The sequence below is a fragment of the Bacillus sp. JZ34 genome, from assembly GCF_053903205.1.
The window spans coordinates 308,266-326,767 of record NZ_CP096403.1 but is presented as its reverse complement, the minus strand read 5'-3'; the positions used below and the strand labels follow the sequence as shown (position 1 = coordinate 326,767).

Here is an 18,502-nt window from a genome sequence, read left to right as displayed (position 1 = left end):
GCGACGATACCCCTGAATTTACCAACTGACCACATGAATCAGATTATCACAGGACAATATCAAAAAAACCGCAAAAAACTACCGAAAACCGACATGAATAGCCAATGGCATCAATGGGCCATTATTACGGGATTTATTCGGAGGAAAAAGAAAAAGAGAGCCTATCGACTCTCTTTTGCAGGGAAAAGCAAATATATACTTTGTCTAAACTTTCTGCTTGATCAAATTAAGCATCGTTCCTTTTTTTACTGCGCAGTACCGTGACGTTACTTTGAGCTTTTTATAGATTTTGCTCAAGTGATACTCTACGTTGCGCGTCGACATTTGTAGGTCTGCTGCGATCTCTTTATTTGTTTTACCGCTGGCCACCTTCTGCAAAATATCCAGTTCTGTGTCTGTTAAATGCTCGTCCACCGCGAGATCGGAATCAAGCCTCAGTTTTTGCAGCAAGCCGTCGGGAAATAACACAGCCCCTTTTAAACACAATAAAATACTCGAAGCAATCATGCTGTCTGTATACGATTTATCGATAAACCCTTTAACTCCGGCCTCAATCAGCTTATTAAAATATGAGTGAATTTCATCTCCCGAAAACATAATGATAATTTTGGATTGAGGTGCGGTTTCCAGCGTTTTAAGAGACAGTTCCAACCCGTTCATTCCCGGCATTTTTAAATCATAAAGAAAAACGTCTATATGTACCTCTTGATTTTTTAAGAGGTCGAGAGCTTCATTTCCTTCGTGGCAAACGATGACATCCATATTATATTTTTTTAATATTTCCTTCATTCCGGATGTCAGAACCCTGTAGTCGTCTACTAACAACACGCGTATCATCAGTAACACTCTCCTTAAATCAGTTTCCTCCGAACAAATACCGCAATAAAAACCCTATGAATAGAATTGAAGGATGATGTCGGGTTTTAGTGCCTTTTTGTGGTTTTTACCACTTTATTCTATGATAGCATGAATATGTAATCAACTGGAAGTAATAAGGAGGTGACACAGATGCGCAAATTGGAAACTGCCCAAGTTAAAAACTATGGTACATTCCTGACTGTTACTCTTTCTAAAAAGAGCAAGCCGGGCGACGGCAAATTCGGCCGCGGCGTAAAACGCGGTTAAGAGTGTATGAGAAAGAGAGAGCCTGTGGCTCTCTCTTTTTCCGTTCAGCAACCAAAAAAGAGTGCGGATCGTTGAAATCCGCACTCTTTTGCCAATCAATTAATGTCCGCTGTGCTCAGAATGTTTTGCACCTGGAGTACCGCCCTCAGGGTTGTCTCCGTGATAGTTGTGAGCAGCAAAGATCCAGACGGAACCGGCAATAATCGCAACCGCAATAAATGCGGCAAACAGCGTATTCCCGACTTGGATTTTGCCGCTGTCACTTTCAGTCATATGCATAAACATTAAGAGCTGAAGTCCAGCTTGGATGATCGCAAAACCGAAAATAATCCACAGCTTTGCAGCCATGCTTAAATCCGTATAAATCACCCACAAGGCCAGTAAGGTCAGCACAATGGACAACACGAACCCGACAATATGCTTCCAAGGAAAGTGGCTGTGTTCAGCCGATTGTTTTGCTGCCATTATACATTCACCAACCCTATCAAATAGACGCCGGTAAAGATGAAAATCCATACCACGTCTAAGAAGTGCCAATACAAACTTGAGATAAACAGCTTAGCAGACGTTTGCGGGGTTAGGCCGCGCTTTTTCGTCTGAAGCAAAATGCCGATAATCCAGAAGATACCGATCGATACGTGCAGTCCGTGTGTTCCCAATAGAACAAAGAAAGATGACCAGTAAGCACTTGTCGATAAAGTGGCACCTTCGTGTACATAATGATTGAACTCATAAAGCTCATAGCTGACAAACCCAGCACCGAGCAACAGGGTAATGATCATCCAGATCATCACGCCTTTCAAACTGCCGCGGCGCATCTCATGCACTGCGATGCCGCATGTGAAACTGCTCGTTAACAGCAGGAACGTCATGATTAAAACGAGCTTTGCGTCGAACAGTTCTGCCGGCAGTACGCCCCCCGCTGTTCTGTTATGAAGAACAGCATAGGTCGCAAATAACGTAGAGAATAAAGCAATCTCCGCTCCAAGAAAAATCCAAAAGCCAAGGATATTCAACCTTCCGATTTCAGAACGGTATTCCATAGGAGCGTTAGAATTGCTGTGTTCTGCATGTTCCATCAATCCCGCCTCCTTTACTTGGCATTCTTTCGTTCAGTCTCTTTTATTTCCTCAACACTTACATAGTAGCCGTCGTCATATTCAAATGAACGAAGAATCATACAGAGGAATACACCGATCAGACCGACGATTCCCATCCAGAACCATTCAAAGACAAGCCCGAATCCAGCAAATCCGAAGCATAATGACATAAGAAACGGACGGCCTGAATTGCTCGGCATATGAATCTTTTTAAACTTGCTTTCAGGATGAATCTCGACATTGTCTTCCTTCATTTGCGCAAATGCGTCAGGTGATGTAACCTCAGGCAGAACCGCAAAGTTATAGTGCGGCGGGATCGCAGAAGATGTAGCCCACTCAAGCGTACGACCCATTCCCCAAGCATCTCCTGATTCTTCGCGTTTTGAATGACGGAAGCTGTAGAAAATGTTGTAGCAGAGAACGATGAATCCTGCGGCCATCAGCAATGCGCCGAATGTCGCAATCATGTTCAATGCAGTCCAGCCGTCTTCTGCTCCGTATGTGTAAATACGGCGAGGCATTCCTTGCAATCCAAGGAAATACATCGGGAAGAAACAGATGTTAAAGCCCGTCATGAACAGCCAGAAGAACCATTTTCCGATGCGTTCGTTCAGTTTGTGACCGAACATTTTCGGATACCAGAAGATCAATCCGGCGAAACATGCAAACACAGTACCCGCGATCAGCACATAGTGGAAGTGCGATACGAGGAAGTATGTGTTGTGATATTGATAATCCGCAGCTGCCATCGCAAGCATAACGCCCGTAACACCGCCGATGACGAAGTTCGGAATAAATGCAAGCGACCACAGCATCGGCGTTGTGATTTTGATTCTGCCTCGATGCAGCGTCAACAGCCAGTTAAAGATTTTAACTCCGGTCGGCACCGATATCGCCATCGTCGTAATCGAGAAGAACGAGTTGACCGCCGCACTGTTGCCCATTGTGAAAAAGTGGTGCAGCCAAACGACGAAGCTGAGAACCGAAATGGCAACAATTGAATAAACCATTGCTTTGTAGCCGAACAGCTGCTTTCTTGCGAATGTCGCAATGATTTCTGAAAAAATACCGAAAGCAGGCAAAATAACGATGTAAACCTCAGGATGTCCCCAAATCCAGAACAAGTTCGCCCACAGCATCGGCATACCGCCGTTCGCCAAGGTGAAAAAGGCTGTTCCGAACAAGCGGTCAAATGTCATCAGCGCCAAAGCCACTGTCAAGACAGGGAATGCGAAAATGATAATCACACAAGTGATCAGCGTTGTCCAAGTGAACATCGGCATCCGCCATAGGGTCATGCCTTTTGTACGCATTTTCAGGATGGTCACCATAAAGTTAATCCCGGTGAGAAGCGTACCGATACCCGCGATCTGAAGTCCGAGCAAGTAATAGTTCTGCCCAGGCCCAGGACTCAGCTCATTGCCTGCAAGCGGCATGTAAGCCGTCCATCCTGCATTCGGCGATCCGCCGATGACGAATGAAATATTAAACAGCATCGCTCCGACCATGAAGGTCCAGAAGCTCAAGTTGTTCAAATACGGGAATGCAACATCGCGCGCACCGATTTGGAGCGGTACGACGACGTTCATTAATCCAATAAGAAACGGCATCGCCATGAAAATGATCATGATCGTACCGTGTGTCGTAAACACTTCATTATAGTGGTTTGAATCTAAAAAGCTGTTATTAGGAAGCGTGAGCTGGGCACGCATCATTAACCCGTCGACGCCGCCGCGGAAGAACATAATGACTGCGGCAATGAGGTACATGATTCCTAAACGTTTATGATCGACGGTGGTAATCCATTCTCTCCAAAGCCATTTCCATTTTTTGAAGTATGTCAGCACAAATACGATTGCAATGGATGTAAGCAAAATGGAAATCTGTGCTCCAAGAATTAATGGGTCACCTGTAATTATGAATTCGTCCCATTTCAAATTCATGCAAGCTTCCTCCTTTCCTAGTGAGAATCTTGGTCTTCAGATTGTTTTTGATCTTTGTTTGTCTTCACGTTTTCAAACGGATCTGATTTTGAGTGCGGAGACAATGGTTTATAGCCCAATCTTTCGCGCGCTTTAATGGCGTATTCCGCATCATTTCCGTGGTTAACATACTTCAGGTGTGTCGATGAGAACGTCATTTCGTCCGCATGCTGAGGAAGCATCAGTTCATCGTACTGGTTTTTCGTCAGCTTAGGAGCTTCTTTCTGCGTTTTCTTCACCCAGTCGTTAAACTTGCTTTCAGATACCGCTTTGACATTAAACTGTTGTTCTGCAAAACCTTCACCTGTGAAGTTTGCATTTCGGCCTTTATAAGTACCCTCATGGTCTGCCTGCAAATATTGCTCCATTTCCATTCCGGACATGGCATATTTTTGCCCGCCAAGCTGCGGAATCCACAGTGACGCCATAGAATCGGCAGATGAGATTTTAAACAAGATCGGTCTGTCTGTCGGGATATTCAAATAGTTGACCGTTTCGATATCCTGTTCCGGGTAGCTGAATACCCATTTCCAATCGACAGATGTCGCATATACGACCAAAGGTTCCTTGTCCTTTGATGCTTTTGGAGCCTCTTCTAGAGAATAAATTGTTTGAACTGTCGGCACTGACAGCGCAATAACAATTAAAATCGGAACCACTGTCCAGACGATTTCTAAAAATGTATTGCCTTCTACTTCCGGGCTGTAAGGAGACTTTCTGTCTTTACGCTCACGGTATTTCACAATCATCACAGTAAAAAGGACAAATACGACCGCTACGATAAACAGCATAAATCCAATCGATAATAGAATAAGATCTCTTTGCTGCGAAGCAACCGGTCCTTTAGGATCCAATACCGCGATTTGACTGCAGCCGCCCAATAAAAAAATGGAGGAAAGTAGAGTCAGCATAATCAGTGGTTTAAATGCTCTGAACAAGAGGATCACCATCCTTCCTTAAATGATGTCTAAAATTTGGTCAGAATATCTAAGATAAAAGGATTCTGAAAAACTTTTTTCTTCTACCTTGCTATGCTATCAAAATCTTCACCAATTAGCCTTATTTTTTTCGATTGTTCACCTTTTTTTCACCCAAATGTCACAAAATCGTCAAAATTTGTTCATGATATTATGAATAATGAAGGAAATAGACTGGTAATTTTTTAGTTCTTTTTACACACATAGCAAGAGCTGACAAATCCCTCCGAAACAAAAAATCTGTCAAATTTAGGTTTACCACAATAAAAAACTTTGGCCAATCATTAATTTAACATTGTTAAATTTTTTCATAGTGAATCATTATCTTCCTCCATTCCTTTTCCCTGTTGACAGCACGCTTTAAACTTCAAAACATCAAAAAAGAGCTTCCTTCTGTAACTGAAAGCTCTTTTTCATCCTATTTAATAGGCGTCACCGCATTCTAGCTTTGATAGCCGTTCGGATGTGCTTTAAACCACTTCCACGCGCTGTCAATGATCGTTTCCAGCTCGGCGTATTTCGGCTGCCATCCCAGTTCTTTCACTGCTTTTTCAGAAGAGGCGATCAGCTGTGCCGGGTCTCCAGCACGCCGCTCTGCAACCTCCGCCGGTATCGGGCAGCCTGTCACTTTCCGGGCTGTTTCAACGACTTCTTTGACCGAAAAGCCCGTGCCGTTTCCGAGATTGTATACAGTGCTTTCTCCGCCCTTTCGAAGCCTTTCGACAGCGAGAATATGCGCGTCGACCAGATCCATTACATGGATGTAGTCTCTGATGCACGTACCATCTGCAGTCGGATAGTCGTCGCCGAAAATCATAATCTTGTCGCGTTTGCCAAGCGCGACTTGAAGAATGATCGGGATCAGGTGCGTCTCAGGCTGATGATCTTCGCCGACCAATCCGTCTACATGCGCACCGGCAACATTAAAGTAGCGAAGGACGACATGACGGATTCCATATGCTTTTTCAGACCACTTCAGCATTTTTTCAATCGCGAGCTTCGTTTCCCCATACGGGTTTGTCGGATCCGTCGGATCTGTTTCCATAATCGGCACACGATCCGGTTCTCCGTATGTTGCAGCCGTTGATGAGAAGACAATTTGCTTTACATCGAACTCTTTCATGACCTTTAACAGGCAAACGGCTCCGTAAACATTGTTGTCATAATATTTGAGAGGATCTGTTACGCTTTCTCCAACCAAAGAATCGGCCGCGAAATGCATGACAGCCTCAATCTCGTTTTCCTGAAATACTTTTCTTAGGAATGCTTCATCGCGCAGATCTCCATTATAGAAAGAAGCTCCCTTTAAAGCCGCCTCTTGATGTCCAGTTTGCAGGTTATCAATAATCACTACTTCTTCATTGCGGCTTAACAGTTCCGCTACAGCATGGCTTCCAATATAGCCCGCCCCTCCGCATACTAATATTGCCAATTCATTTCTCTCCTTTCAGCGGCGTTATTCTTCCATTTTAAGTCTATAAAACGCCTGTGAATCTCTTTTTTAATCCTAAGATGATATATTCGCTTTTTCATTTTACCACCTTCAGCATTTTCCAGCTCGTATTTTCATCATTTCTTCAAATAAAAACTAGGGGCAAAACAAGTGGAAAGGTTTCTGTTCCATTAAATGCCTTACAAGGAATAGTTCGGGTTTTTATCCATTACAATGGTTTCATCCTGGTGAATTAAAGCGATTTTGAGGCAAAAGCTATACTTTTTTCTCTGCATTTGAAACCAATGTTCTTTTTTTCCACTTAATACTGGTCGATAATAGTATTTTCGTATTACCCTTCTTTAACCCATACAGCAACTAAGCCGAAAGGACCCTCCCTACCCACCATGTCTTTATTCTAAATCATTCCTTGAAACCATTGATTTTCCAATACTTTTTCGTAATAATCTGCCAAAAATCTCTTTCTTATTTTTAGAATATTCAAAGGATATTCGGCTGCAATTGAGAAATTCTTAATAGGGAAAAATGATCATTTTTAATTGAATACTATCCAGTCAGTAATTGATTGTTTATTATTATAAGTAAGAATCTAAGATTTTTTGGTTTTTTTAGTCAGTTATTTAGGGAATAGGTAGGTTTATCAAAGATGACTTTGTGAATTTTTTATGAAATTTGTCATTGTTTTCACATGGCTGTTGTTTTATAACTTTTATTGCATCTCAAGGAAAAACCGTTTTTTTCTTTGAGGTGAACAACGTCTTATCATATTGGAGGAAGCTATGAATACTCAAACGAAACACAAGTTGGACAAAGATTGGGTGATTTTGATGAAGGAGGCGAAAAAACTTGGGCTGCAAATTGAAGATGTGAAAGAATTTCTTCACAGTCAGCCCGTCCAAAGCGATGCTGAAAAACCGATAAAGCAGTAAGCGTTTAGAAGCATCAGTTATCCAAAAAAACAGGCGGTTCTGTTGAATCTTGATCTATCAAGATGATCCAACCGGCTGTTTTAACGAGTGTTTTAATTGATAATGACGTATTTGAGCAGCAGGCCTGCTGCCTGTGTATAGATTCTGTCTGCTCCATAGAAACGCGCGTTTTAAGGAGCAGCCTTACCTTTGCCCTGTACATAGGTCGTTTCATTTTTCCAGCTTCACTCTCTTAAGGGGTACCAGACCGGATTGAATAAGGCGTTTTAGAGCCATTGCTAACCAACGCTGACGCCAGCAGTCCCATTCACTTTCTTCTGCATCGGTTTCGATTGCCTTTCTCCCGAAGGGGGGCGGAGCTTTTCGTCTTGATCCTTCTGATAATATCCTCATGCTTCCTTTCCATTCTCTCTTTTCTGTTAAGTTCGCTTATATAATCGATTTTTCCGATGGTAAATATCTAAAATATCAATTTTACTGATGATTGTTGTTATCTTAAACTGAATTCATGACCGATTCCAAAGGAGGATGAAACAATATGGGGATAGCAGCAATCTGCGGAAGCTCCCGTGAAAATGGAAATACGGAAGAACTGATGAATCGATTAGTAGACGGACTTGATGCCGATAAGATATTTCTGCGAAACTATCACATTCAGCCCGTATCGGACTACAGGCACAGCAATACAGCCCCTTTTTACCCTGATGATGACTACAGAGACCTGATCAGCCGGGTGCTGGAGAAGGATATCCTAGTTTTCGCCACTCCGATCTATTGGTACGGCATGTCGGGTCTGATGAAAAATTTTATTGACCGCTGGTCACAGACATTGATAGAGCATGGAAGATCTGCATTTAAACAGCAAATGGCGAAAAAAACGGTCTACGTGGCAGCTGTCGGAGACGATGATCCCCGCTTGAAAGGGCTGCCGCTCATTCAACAGTTTCACTACATATTTGATTTTATGAACATGACATTCGACGGCTATTTGCTCGGCAAAGGAAACAAGCCCGGCGGCGTGATAACAGACCGGGAAGCGATTGCGTCTGCAAATGAACTGAGAAGGAAGCTGACAGAGGCGGAAACGAGGCGGAAGGCATGACAAATGAGAAGAAAAAGGTGAACAAACGGTTTCTTTTATGGAAAAAACATTTATTCGAGATGATCAGGTCTTTCATCTTATATAAATAAAACGCTGTGTGAAAATTGAAGAATAAATCCGGAGCGTGTTACATACCTTTGTTGTATCTTTTCAGACAAACACAAGGAGGGGCAAAGAACAAATGAGAGAAGGCAAAATAGATTACAGCAAAGCTGCGGCATCTCCGGAGTTCCAGCGGTTGTTATCACGGAAACGGGCTTTTATTGTACCGATGACGATTTTCTTTCTGCTCTTTTATTTCCTGCTGCCGGTTATGACATCATACTTCACATTTTTGAATCAGCCGGCAGTCGGAGCCATCACATGGGCATGGGTTTTTGCGATAGCTCAGTTTGTTATGACATGGACGCTGTGCATTATGTATACAAAAAAAGCCGGTCAATTCGATCAAATTGCAAGCGATTTCAAAAAGAAGATTGGAGGCGTTGATTCATGAGTGCCACAGCCTTTATTCTGTTTCTTGCCATTGTTGCTCTCACGCTTGTCATTACGTATTTCGCGGCCAAACAGACAAAAACGGCCAATGAGTTTTACACGGCGGGAGGAGGGCTTACCGGCATTCAAAACGGACTGGCTATTGCGGGAGATTACATGTCAGCGGCTTCTTTCCTCGGCATTGCCGGGATGATCGCTTTGAACGGGTTTGACGGTTTTTTCTACAGCATCGGCTTCCTCGTCGCTTATTTAGTCGTGCTTTACATTGTGGCAGAGCCGCTCCGAAACCTCGGCAAATTTACAATGGCGGACATGATTGCCTCTCGTTTTAAACAAAAGAAAATTCGCGGTGTCGCCGCATTAAACACGATCACGATCTCCACCTTTTATATGATTGCACAGTTAGTCGGCGCCGGTGCGCTGATCAAGCTTCTGCTCGGCATCGATTATACGCTGGCCGTGTGCATTGTCGGGGTTTTGATGACCATATACGTCGTATTCGGAGGAATGATCGCAACCAGCTGGGTCCAGATCATCAAGGCCGTTCTCTTGATGGCAGGGACGCTCATTATCTCAATCATCGTTTTTTCAAAATTCGGCTTCAGCCTGACGAACATGTTTGAACAAATGAAAACAGCTACTCCGCTTGGGGCTGATTTTTTGAACCCCGGCAATAAGTATAAAGTTCCTCTTGAAACACTTTCACTCAATTTGGCACTCGTCCTCGGGACAGCCGGCCTGCCTCACATTCTCATCCGGTTTTATACAGTAAAAGATGCCAAAACGGCAAGGAAATCGGTAATCTCGGCTACATGGATTATCGGTATATTTTATATTATGACGGTCTTTCTCGGTTTTGGTGCTGCCGCGTTTGTCGGTTTTGAAAACATTTTAGCTGCCGATAAAGCGGGGAACATGGCTGCACCGCTGCTTGCTCAGGCGCTCGGCGGAGATTTTCTGTTCGCCTTCGTCTCAGCCATCGCGTTCGCAACGATTTTGGCGGTGGTCACAGGCCTTGTGCTGTCGGCGGCATCCGCTTTTGCGCATGATATATACAGCCAGATTATCAGAAAAGGCGCGGCTACGGAAAAAGAGCAAATGATCGCTGCAAGATGGGCTTCCATCGGCGTATCCGTCCTTTCGATTCTGCTTGCTGTCTTCGCCCAATCGCTGAATGTCGCGTTTCTTGTCTCGCTTGCATTTGCCGTGGCGGCAAGCGCCAATCTGCCGCTTATTATCTTCACCGTCTTCTGGAAAAGATTTAATGCGGCCGGCGCTTTGGCCGGCAGTCTGACCGGTCTTTTAAGCGCGCTGATTCTCGTCTCCATCAGCCCGAGTGTCTGGGACCCGGCCGGAAACGCTATCTTTGTTGGAGAACCGCTGATCCCGCTTTCCAACCCGGGTATCATCTCCATTCCGCTCGGCTTTCTAGGCGCTTATCTCGGGACGATTCTGTCTTCAAAAACCCCTGATCAAGAAGCATTTGCAGAAATTCAGGTCAAAGCACATACAGGCATTCACATGGATCAATCTTAAACTGGATGCACACCCGAAAAAAACTTATGAGCCGGCCGGCTCATAAGTTTTTTTATTCCCGAAAGCTCGCCAGCCGCTCGTTCAGCGCTTTCGTGTGCCGGTAGACATCTCTATAAATTTGAAACAGAGCTTTGTATTGTCTGCTGTATTCACGGCGGGGTGAAAAGGTTTCTTTGATGAGAACGAATCGGTCTGCACAAGCTTCAAGCGACGGAAACCAGCCGCACCCGACGGCCGCGATCATGGCTGCTCCATATGCCGGCCCCTGTTCGCTTGTGAGTCTGATGATGTCGGCGTTGAAGATATCCGCCTGGATTTGCAGCCATTGATCGCTTTTGGCGCCTCCGCCGATTGAAATCACGCGGCTGATATCCTTTCCCGCGGCACGGAATTGTTCAATGCTCTCGTGTAGGGAGAATGTGATGCCTTCAATGACGGCTCTGACGAAGTCCGCCCGTGTATGTGCGCTGTCCATCCCGATGAAGCTGGCGCGAATATCTGCGTCGGCATGAGGGGTTCTCTCCCCTGACAAGTAAGGGGTAAACAGCAGCCCCCGGGCACCGGGACGGGAATGGTCAATATCGCTAATTAATTCGTCAAATGACGTTTGCCCGGCAAATACATCTTTAAACCAGCTGAAGCTGCGTCCTGCGGAAAGCGTCACTCCCATTGAATAAAACGCATTGGGGGCGGCGTGGTTCAGAAAATGAATATTGCCATCAAACGCTTGATCTCGGTTTGATTCATATGTGAGAACAACCCCTGAGGTGCCTATGCTGCAAATGGCCGTTCCTTCTCTTAAAATACCGGCGCCGACCGCGCCGCATGCATTATCAGCGCCGCCGGCAAACACCTTGACTTCAGGAGCCAGACCGGTTTCAGCCGCGAATTCCGGACTGACGCCGCCGACACAGGCGCACGGCTCAATCAGATCCGGACATAAGGACTCCGGGATGCCGAGCTTGCTGCAGATTTCCCCGCTCCATGTCTGATGTTTCACATCGAGCAGGAGCGTTCCGGCCGCATCTGAATATTCGCTGTGCAGACGCCCCGTCATCGTGTACCTGACGTAGTCTTTCGGCAGCAAAAAAACGGCCGCCTTTTCAAACAGCTTTTTTTCATGTTCTTTCACCCATAAAAGCTTCGGAAGGGTAAAGCCTTCGAGCGCCGGGTTTTTCGCGATCTCGAGCAGGCGCTCCTTTCCGACTTTCTCGTTAATCAGACGGCATTGTTCGGTTGTCCGTGTATCGTTCCACAGGATCGCGTTTCGCAAAACCTCTCCTTTGCCGTTTAAAAGTACCAATCCATGCATCTGTCCGGAAAAGCTGATCCCTTTAATCTGAGATGCTTTTCCCGGGAAATGCATAACTAATTCCTTAATGGCTTCCTTCGTTTTTACCGCCCATTCTGCGGGATCCTGTTCAGAATAACCGGAATGGGGCTGAATGATGGAAAATGGTTTGGAGACCTCGCCGCACAGCTCTCCCCGCTGATTGACAAGGATGATTTTAACCGCGCTGGTGCCGAGGTCGACCCCGATCACGTATTCCACTAGCGTGTCTCCTTTTCTGCCGGCGCTTCGCGCAAAGCGTTCAATAAGTAACGGTTAACGGTCGCTTTCAGTCGTTCCTGGCGGCCTGACTGATTTTCAATTTGGTCGTGTTCAAGAGCGTATGCGGCAAGCTTATTCAGATCGGTGCGGCCTTCTTTGATCTCAAGCCCGATCCCTTTCGTATAGCTTTCATAACGCTCTTCAATGATCTGGTCGAGGGCTTTGTCTTCAAGCAGACGGGAGGCGACTTTCAAGCCGACTGCATACGTATCCATTCCTGCGATATGAGCGTGAAATAAGTCTTCATCCGCAAAAGACGGGCGCCTTACTTTAGCATCGAAGTTAATGCCACCGGTTTTAAACCCGCCTGCTTTCAAAATTTCATACATCGCAAGTACTGCAGAATACAGATCGGTCGGGAACTCATCAGTATCCCAGCCCAGGAGCAAATCGCCCTGATTGGCGTCAATGGAACCCAGCACGTCGTGCAAGGCGGCCACCCGTAGTTCATGCTCAAATGTATGCCCGGCCAAGGTCGCATGGTTCGCCTCAAGATTGAGTTTAAAATGGTCTTTTAAACCGTAAGTTTCTAAAAAAGCGATCGTTGTGGCCGCATCAAAATCGTATTGGTGCTTCGTCGGCTCCTTCGGCTTCGGCTCGATCAAAAATTGGCCGTCAAAACCGATTTCGCGCGCATACTCAACCGCCATTCTATAAAATGAAGCCAAGTTTTCGAGTTCAAGCTTCATATTTGTATTCAGCAATGTTTCATAACCTTCTCTTCCGCCCCAGAACACATAGTTTTCCGCTCCAAGCTCCTTGGCGATATCCAGTCCTTTTTTCACTTTTGCGGCCGCATAGGCATAGACATCCGCATTGCAGGAAGTTGCGGCCCCGTGGACATACCTCGGATGGGTAAACATATTGGCTGTATTCCAAAGCAGCTGAACACGGCTAGTCTCCATCATTTCTTTAAGAAAAGACGACATTTGATCCAAATACGTAAATGTCTCACGCAACGTTGCTCCTTCATCAACGATATCAACGTCATGAAAGCAGAAATAGGGCACGCCGAGCTTTTCAAAGAATTCAAAAGCCGCTTCCGCCCGGGCTTTTGCTTTATCCAAAGGATGTGTCATCCGGTTCCACGGCCGGAACATCGTCCCGTCGCCGAAAGGGTCTTTCCCGTCCGCATCAAAGGTATGCCAATACGCAACAGCGAAGCGAAGATGTTCCTTCATCGTTTTGCCGCCGACGTATTCATCAGGGTTGTAATATTTAAATGCGTAAGGATTTTCCGAATCGGCTCCTTCATACTCAATCACTCCGACATTTCTAAAAAACATTCCGATCTCCCCCTTCACTTTTCCTTGCAAAGCAAACGTTAAAAAATAAGTTTGTTTAACCATTAAACTAACTTCCTTGTATTTATTTTACAAGATGAATCAACCGCTTTCAATGGAAATGAAGGAAAAAATTGAGTTTTCTAAATTTGTTATACTATAATAAATTCACAGCTTCAAAACAATGGAGTGATTGACATTGAATACAGCGGATCAAGCCCTTGTAAAAAAAATGAACAAAGCTCTGATTCTTGATCAGATTATTGAGAACGCACCCATTTCAAGAGCAAAACTTTCGGAAATAACGGGATTAAATAAAGCGACCGTTTCCTCCCAAGTATCTTCCTTGCTTCAAAAGGACATCATTTATGAAACCGGCCCCGGCGAGTCAAGCGGCGGCAGGAGGCCCGTGATGCTGAAATTCAATCGAAAAGCCGGCTATGCGGTCGGTATAGATATCGGAACCAATTATCTGATTGTTGTGTTAACCGATCTTGAAGGGCATTTGATTGAACAATTCGAACGGACGCTGGATGAAGAAGACATTCAGGCGACAGAAGAGGCATTAATCGAATTGACAGGGCTAGCCGTTGACAAAATACCGCCTTCCCCATACGGATTGACCGGAATCGGCGTTTGCGTACCCGGCTTGGTAGACAACGAACGGCAGGTGGTGTTTACGCCAAATAAGCCAATCCATTTGATTCCATTAAAGGAAAAACTGGAAGAAAGGTTCGGCGTTCCCATTTTAATTGAAAACGAAGCAAACGCCGGCGCCGTTGGCGAGAAGAAATACGGAGAAGCCGGACAGCTGGAGCATGCCGTGTTTGTCAGCATTAATACCGGGATTGGTTTAGGGATTTTAATGAATGGAAAACTGTTTAGAGGTGTGCAAGGTTTTTCCGGAGAAGCCGGGCACATGTCCATTCACTTTGACGGCCCATTGTGCCGGTGCGGGAATAGAGGCTGCTGGGAGCTTTACGCTTCGGAAAAAGCCGTCTTCTCTCACTATGGAGCGAATTCCGAAGCCCCGCTTTACGAAACCGTTAAAGAACTTGCAGACCGCAGTGATCCGGGGATGATGGAGACGTTTGAAAGATTCGGTTTTCATATCGGCATCGGACTTCTCAACATCTTGAAGACGTTGAATCCCGATACGATTATCTTGCGGAATACCATTGTAGAATCCTATCCGATCATCGTCGATGCGATTAAAAAAACGATTGCCTCAAGAAGTGCTGCAGAAGCCTTGTCTAATTATCATTTGAAAATCTCCTCGCTTGGCCGCACTGCCTCATCGCTCGGCATGTCCTCCCTGGTGATCGGGCATTTTCTGGAACGGTTTATGAACGAGAAATTTTAATTTTTATATCAAAAAGCGCATATTCCATTTAGGAATGCGCGCTTTGTTTAGCAGCTTGCACTTTCTTGCTGAACGCCTCGGCGGCCGCCTTTGGATCGGCAGCTTTGCTGATGGCGCTGATGACACTGATGCCGTCAGCGCCGGCCTCGATGACGGGGGCGCAGTTTTCGGCCGTGATCCCGCCGATTCCGACCACAGGTATGCCAATCCCCTGCCTGCGGAGCTCTTGAATGAGCGAGACACCCTGCACAGCTTTTGTATCCCGCTTTGTTTCAGTCGGGTAAACCGGTCCTGCACCGATATAATCCGCTCCATCCTTTTCCGCCTTTACGACTTCTTCAAGTGTATGCGCGGAAACACCGAGGATTTTGTCCCCGATTCTCGCTCTGACGTCGGCGGCCTTATCATCATCCTGCCCGATATGCACCCCATCGGCGTCAAGCGCAAGCGCGAGTTCTACATCATCGTTGATGATAAACGGAACATTGAACTGTTTGCAAAGAGCCTGCACCTGTCGAGCAAACGCCTTTTGATCTCCTGCTTTTAACGCGCCCTCGCCTTTTTCGCGGAATTGAAAAAGTGTCGCACCGCCTTTTAAGGCTTGTTCAATGACAGTTAAAGGATCCCCTGCAGTATTGTTTGAACCCATAATAAAATAGACTGACAACAGATCTTTTATCGTTTCTTTTGAGACTCGCGTCATCTTATTCCACCTCTCTGATCCTGCCGCGTTCTTTTATATCCATCGCTTCAACAGCGGCAAGCTGATTCAAAAACTCGATTTGAAAGCTTCCGGGCCCCAGGTTTTCCGTTTTCTCCGCGGCCAACTCGGCCGCCGTTCCATAAAAAGCGGCTGCAGATACAGCGGCATGGCAAACGTCTTTTTCAACGGCGCAAAACGCACCGATGACAGAGGTAAACAGACAGCCTGTCCCCGTCACTTTCGTTAACAGTTGATGTCCGTTGCCTACGGTATACGTTTTTGTTCCATCCGTTATGACATCTTCAGCTCCGGTTATGATGACGGCTGTATCCCATAATTTCGCGGCTTTTTTGGCGAGCTCTGTTCTGTCGCCGCTCCCTTCGCCTGCATCCACGCCTTTGATCAGCCAGTCCTCTCCAAGCGTGTTGGCAATTTCCGCGGCATTGCCTCTGACGGCGGAAACCTTCACTTCGCGCATAATCGCTTGAGCCGATTCTGTTCGAAACGGCGTCGCCCCAGCACCGACTGGGTCAAAAATAACCGGCACACCGTGTTCATTGGCGGACTTTCCTGCAATGATCATCGATTCAACAGATTCCCGGCTGAGCGTGCCGATGTTCAGCACAAGGGCTCCGGCGATCTTTGCCATGTCGGCGGCTTCTTCCCTCGCATACGCCATCACCGGCGATGCGCCGAGAGCCAGTAAACCGTTCGCCGTAAAATTGGTGACGACATTGTTTGTCATATTGTGTACGAGCGGTTTTTGCTTTCTGACTTTCTGAATTCCTCTTGCGGCATCTTCTAGATTCATTCGGCTGCATTCCCTTCTGTTTTTGAATTTTCGCTCCATATATACGATTTTGTATGATCAATCCACGCCCTCGCCGCGAACGACAGATAGCGGTCTTTTCTCCAAATGACGGCGACATGCCAAGGAATGGCCGGCCTCACCAGCGGAATGATTCTCACTCTTTCCGGGTCAAGATCGCGGCAGATTCTTTCGGGCAAAAGCCCGATTCCAAGGTTAGCGGAAACCATTTCGCTGATGAAATCCCATTGCGAGGTTTCATAAATGACATTCGGCTGAAATCCAGCCTTCAAGCAAGCCGTAATGATCCGTTCGTGAAGAACAAAGTCTTCCCGGAAAAAGATAAACGGTTCTTCGCTTAACTGCCGAAGCTCGATCTCATCCGCATCGGCAAAACGATGAGACGGGTGGACGATCAGCATCAAGTCTTCTTTTACGATTGTAAAGGAGTGAAAAATCTCCTCTTTTGCAGGCAAGACGACAACGCCGATATCAAGCGATCCGTCTTCCACTCCTTCCTGCACTTTCACAGAGCCGTGCTCAACAAGCTGAAAGGTGACGTTCGGATATTTGTCTCTGAAATCCCCTATCACTTTCGGAAAAAAGCCGGAGCCGATCATCGGCGGCAAACCGATCCGCACGTGCCCTTTTTTGACGTCTATCAAGTCATTCAGCTCTGAAGTTAAATTTTGAAACGACTTGGTGATTTCCTGGGCCTGCACATACATGCTTTGCCCCGCATCAGTCAGCTCGATCTGACGCCCCCGCCGGTAAAACAGCTCGATCCCGAGCTCTTCTTCAAGATTTTTAATCATTTTGGAAATTGTCGGCTGAGATATGTATAATGACTGAGCGGCTTTTGTGAAGCTTTTCAGACGGGCTACCTCCAAGAAATAGGTTAAGTGGCGTATGTCCATTTGTTTGACACCCTTTCAGAGTTCCTGCTTGTATTCATATTCTAAACCAATTTCATTGTTTTCTGCACCCCCGTGGAGCACCCTTCTACATCAACATAAAAAAACGCCGCCGGCATACAGCCGGCAGCGCCTATCTTCGGGCAATCGCTTCATCCTGTTCCTTCAGCGTGTCCACATTGGAGCGGGTGTCCTCAATGTTTTTACGAACAGCCTCTTTATACTGTTCGACCATATTGCAAATTTCGGCTTCGCGTTCAAGCCACTTTTTCGTAAAATCAAGGTTGTTCCGCCCGAGCGCTCCGGCTGACGGGCTTTTTAAAGACACGGCTTGAAGCGTGCTGCTTACTTGCTCCAGCTGCTTCATAACCGCTGCATGGTTAAGTTTAATCGTTTTGCTCATTTCAACCACCCTTTTAAACCGTTGATTGTGCTGTGCAGAGCGTCGACGGCCTCCTCTCCTTTTTCCATCAGAAAGTCCGCCCGGTCGGCCGACCAGCTTGCAGCTTGAACAGCCCCTTTTTCAGAATCTAAAGCAAATATCTTTAAATCAATTTTATGAATATACCGATCATATTCATCGGTGAAAATTCTGTACATTGCCGTGTGCGCTTCATCACGTGCTTCGTCAAAATCGGCTGCCCTGCTTCCGGTCCACGACTCATCAAGGTTCGGACGCAAAATCTGCCTGATTTCTTCGACTCCGAGGTTTTGTTCCCGCTCTACATCGCGCTTTGCCCGCTCCAGCCTTGCAATTTGTTCTTCCAGCTCTGCCGCCTTATGAGAGAGGACACCGTGTATTTTTTGCAGCGTGTCTGAGTAGTCCATTATTGTCACCTCTGAAATTGCAGTATGATTCGCATGGATTGTTTCCTTGTCAAATTATGATTCGGTTGGTTTTTCATAGATTCACATCTTTGACTGGACTTGCTCTCATTTCCAATATTTATAGTTTAAGTCGAAAATCACGGATGTTGAATAGGCTGTAAATACTGTTTTTAGGGATATATACACAGTTCATCATCTTCCTCACAGCGCATTTCAAGGACATATAACCCGTCTTTTTGAATCATCTGTACACCGCTTTCATCGCGGACAAGTCTAAAGGCACGGGAATATG

Annotated in this window: 19 protein-coding genes; 6 read left to right on the top strand and 13 right to left on the bottom strand. The window is 45.9% G+C overall.

Features of this window, described 5'->3' with window-relative positions:
• Positions 1-204 precede the first annotated feature (204 nt).
• The gene (locus M1D90_RS01565; RefSeq protein ID WP_026580278.1) at positions 205-837 is read right to left on the bottom strand and encodes a response regulator transcription factor; all 633 of its coding nucleotides are present in this window, start codon (positions 835-837) and stop codon (positions 205-207) included.
• A 171-nt stretch (positions 838-1,008) separates the two neighbouring features.
• On the opposite strand from M1D90_RS01565, the gene M1D90_RS01560 reads away from it, so the two are divergent.
• Entirely contained in the window at positions 1,009-1,125 is a 117-nt protein-coding gene (locus M1D90_RS01560) for a lariocidin family lasso peptide (RefSeq protein ID WP_423734433.1), read from the top strand.
• Between the two features lie 99 nt (positions 1,126-1,224).
• Here M1D90_RS01560 and qoxD read toward each other — a convergent pair whose 3' ends face one another.
• From qoxD to galE, 5 genes are all read right to left on the bottom strand, one after another.
• A complete protein-coding gene (qoxD, locus tag M1D90_RS01555; protein WP_023857000.1) occupies positions 1,225-1,590 on the bottom strand; it encodes a cytochrome aa3 quinol oxidase subunit IV in 366 nt (121 codons plus the stop codon).
• On the bottom strand, positions 1,590-2,204 hold the full coding sequence (qoxC, locus tag M1D90_RS01550; protein ID WP_023856999.1) for a cytochrome aa3 quinol oxidase subunit III: 615 nt from the start codon (positions 2,202-2,204) through the stop codon (positions 1,590-1,592). Before qoxC ends, qoxD begins: the two co-directional genes overlap by 1 nt.
• Before the next feature lie 14 nt (positions 2,205-2,218).
• The gene (qoxB, locus tag M1D90_RS01545; protein WP_025810604.1) at positions 2,219-4,168 is read right to left on the bottom strand and encodes a cytochrome aa3 quinol oxidase subunit I; all 1,950 of its coding nucleotides are present in this window, start codon (positions 4,166-4,168) and stop codon (positions 2,219-2,221) included.
• Between the two features lie 17 nt (positions 4,169-4,185).
• Positions 4,186-5,154 carry a cytochrome aa3 quinol oxidase subunit II gene (qoxA, locus tag M1D90_RS01540; RefSeq protein ID WP_095291511.1) on the bottom strand — a complete coding sequence of 323 codons (969 nt, stop codon included), beginning with the start codon at positions 5,152-5,154 and terminating at the stop codon, positions 4,186-4,188.
• Positions 5,155-5,626: 472 nt separating this feature from the next.
• A complete protein-coding gene (galE, locus tag M1D90_RS01535) occupies positions 5,627-6,616 on the bottom strand; it encodes a UDP-glucose 4-epimerase GalE (RefSeq protein ID WP_023856996.1) in 990 nt (329 codons plus the stop codon).
• 800 nt (positions 6,617-7,416) lie between these two features.
• On the opposite strand from galE, the gene M1D90_RS01530 reads away from it, so the two are divergent.
• From M1D90_RS01530 to M1D90_RS01515, 4 genes are all read left to right on the top strand, one after another.
• The gene (locus M1D90_RS01530; protein WP_023856995.1) at positions 7,417-7,566 is read left to right on the top strand and encodes an anti-repressor SinI family protein; all 150 of its coding nucleotides are present in this window, start codon (positions 7,417-7,419) and stop codon (positions 7,564-7,566) included.
• Between the two features lie 538 nt (positions 7,567-8,104).
• Positions 8,105-8,668, top strand: a complete 564-nt coding sequence (locus M1D90_RS01525; RefSeq protein ID WP_025810603.1) for a flavodoxin family protein — start codon at positions 8,105-8,107, stop codon at positions 8,666-8,668.
• Positions 8,669-8,849: 181 nt separating this feature from the next.
• On the top strand, positions 8,850-9,164 hold the full coding sequence (locus M1D90_RS01520) for a DUF485 domain-containing protein (protein ID WP_023856991.1): 315 nt from the start codon (positions 8,850-8,852) through the stop codon (positions 9,162-9,164).
• Entirely contained in the window at positions 9,161-10,699 is a 1,539-nt protein-coding gene (locus M1D90_RS01515) for a solute symporter family protein (protein ID WP_025810602.1), read from the top strand. Before M1D90_RS01520 ends, M1D90_RS01515 begins: the two co-directional genes overlap by 4 nt.
• A gap of 52 nt (positions 10,700-10,751) precedes the next feature.
• On the opposite strand, the gene xylB is transcribed toward M1D90_RS01515, so the two are convergent.
• Complete coding sequence (xylB, locus tag M1D90_RS01510) at positions 10,752-12,251, bottom strand: xylulokinase (RefSeq protein WP_456283096.1); 1,500 nt, start codon at positions 12,249-12,251, stop codon at positions 10,752-10,754.
• The gene (gene xylA, locus M1D90_RS01505) at positions 12,251-13,597 is read right to left on the bottom strand and encodes a xylose isomerase (protein WP_023856988.1); all 1,347 of its coding nucleotides are present in this window, start codon (positions 13,595-13,597) and stop codon (positions 12,251-12,253) included. Before xylA ends, xylB begins: the two co-directional genes overlap by 1 nt.
• Positions 13,598-13,793: 196 nt before the next feature.
• On the opposite strand from xylA, the gene M1D90_RS01500 reads away from it, so the two are divergent.
• Positions 13,794-14,957: an ROK family protein gene (locus M1D90_RS01500; RefSeq protein WP_456283095.1), complete on the top strand. Its 1,164-nt coding sequence runs from the start codon at positions 13,794-13,796 to the stop codon at positions 14,955-14,957.
• A gap of 28 nt (positions 14,958-14,985) precedes the next feature.
• Here the strand turns inward: M1D90_RS01500 and thiE are convergent, their stop codons facing one another.
• The 5 genes from thiE to M1D90_RS01475 form a co-directional block, all read right to left on the bottom strand.
• Positions 14,986-15,660, bottom strand: coding sequence for a thiamine phosphate synthase (gene thiE / locus M1D90_RS01495; protein ID WP_026580283.1), 675 nt, complete (start codon positions 15,658-15,660; stop codon positions 14,986-14,988).
• A 1-nt stretch (position 15,661) separates the two neighbouring features.
• Positions 15,662-16,471: a hydroxyethylthiazole kinase gene (gene thiM, locus M1D90_RS01490; protein WP_059230886.1), complete on the bottom strand. Its 810-nt coding sequence runs from the start codon at positions 16,469-16,471 to the stop codon at positions 15,662-15,664.
• The gene (cidR, locus tag M1D90_RS01485) at positions 16,468-17,385 is read right to left on the bottom strand and encodes a cidABC operon transcriptional activator CidR (RefSeq protein ID WP_456283094.1); all 918 of its coding nucleotides are present in this window, start codon (positions 17,383-17,385) and stop codon (positions 16,468-16,470) included. Before cidR ends, thiM begins: the two co-directional genes overlap by 4 nt.
• Before the next feature lie 130 nt (positions 17,386-17,515).
• Positions 17,516-17,785 carry a YwqI/YxiC family protein gene (locus M1D90_RS01480; RefSeq protein ID WP_020453374.1) on the bottom strand — a complete coding sequence of 90 codons (270 nt, stop codon included), beginning with the start codon at positions 17,783-17,785 and terminating at the stop codon, positions 17,516-17,518.
• On the bottom strand, positions 17,782-18,210 hold the full coding sequence (locus M1D90_RS01475; protein WP_059230887.1) for a YwqH-like family protein: 429 nt from the start codon (positions 18,208-18,210) through the stop codon (positions 17,782-17,784). The genes M1D90_RS01480 and M1D90_RS01475 overlap by 4 nt, the downstream gene beginning before the upstream one ends.
• Positions 18,211-18,502: the final 292 nt, after the last annotated feature.

What these genes read in the sequence shown, in the direction of transcription:
- M1D90_RS01560 (WP_423734433.1), top strand. Translation starts at nt 1,009, where the DNA reads ATGCGCAAATTGGAAACTGCCCAAGTTAAAAACTATGGTACATTCCTG.
- qoxB (WP_025810604.1), bottom strand. Translation starts at nt 4,168, where the DNA reads ATGAATTTGAAATGGGACGAATTCATAATTACAGGTGACCCATTAATT.
- M1D90_RS01565 (WP_026580278.1), bottom strand. Translation starts at nt 837, where the DNA reads ATGATACGCGTGTTGTTAGTAGACGACTACAGGGTTCTGACATCCGGA.
- qoxD (WP_023857000.1), bottom strand. Translation starts at nt 1,590, where the DNA reads ATGGCAGCAAAACAATCGGCTGAACACAGCCACTTTCCTTGGAAGCAT.
- thiM (WP_059230886.1), bottom strand. Translation starts at nt 16,471, where the DNA reads ATGAATCTAGAAGATGCCGCAAGAGGAATTCAGAAAGTCAGAAAGCAA.
- M1D90_RS01520 (WP_023856991.1), top strand. Translation starts at nt 8,850, where the DNA reads ATGAGAGAAGGCAAAATAGATTACAGCAAAGCTGCGGCATCTCCGGAG.
- M1D90_RS01530 (WP_023856995.1), top strand. Translation starts at nt 7,417, where the DNA reads ATGAATACTCAAACGAAACACAAGTTGGACAAAGATTGGGTGATTTTG.
- cidR (WP_456283094.1), bottom strand. Translation starts at nt 17,385, where the DNA reads ATGGACATACGCCACTTAACCTATTTCTTGGAGGTAGCCCGTCTGAAA.
- qoxC (WP_023856999.1), bottom strand. Translation starts at nt 2,204, where the DNA reads ATGGAACATGCAGAACACAGCAATTCTAACGCTCCTATGGAATACCGT.
- xylA (WP_023856988.1), bottom strand. Translation starts at nt 13,597, where the DNA reads ATGTTTTTTAGAAATGTCGGAGTGATTGAGTATGAAGGAGCCGATTCG.
- thiE (WP_026580283.1), bottom strand. Translation starts at nt 15,660, where the DNA reads ATGACGCGAGTCTCAAAAGAAACGATAAAAGATCTGTTGTCAGTCTAT.
- M1D90_RS01515 (WP_025810602.1), top strand. Translation starts at nt 9,161, where the DNA reads ATGAGTGCCACAGCCTTTATTCTGTTTCTTGCCATTGTTGCTCTCACG.
- M1D90_RS01480 (WP_020453374.1), bottom strand. Translation starts at nt 17,785, where the DNA reads ATGAGCAAAACGATTAAACTTAACCATGCAGCGGTTATGAAGCAGCTG.
- M1D90_RS01475 (WP_059230887.1), bottom strand. Translation starts at nt 18,210, where the DNA reads ATGGACTACTCAGACACGCTGCAAAAAATACACGGTGTCCTCTCTCAT.
- M1D90_RS01525 (WP_025810603.1), top strand. Translation starts at nt 8,105, where the DNA reads ATGGGGATAGCAGCAATCTGCGGAAGCTCCCGTGAAAATGGAAATACG.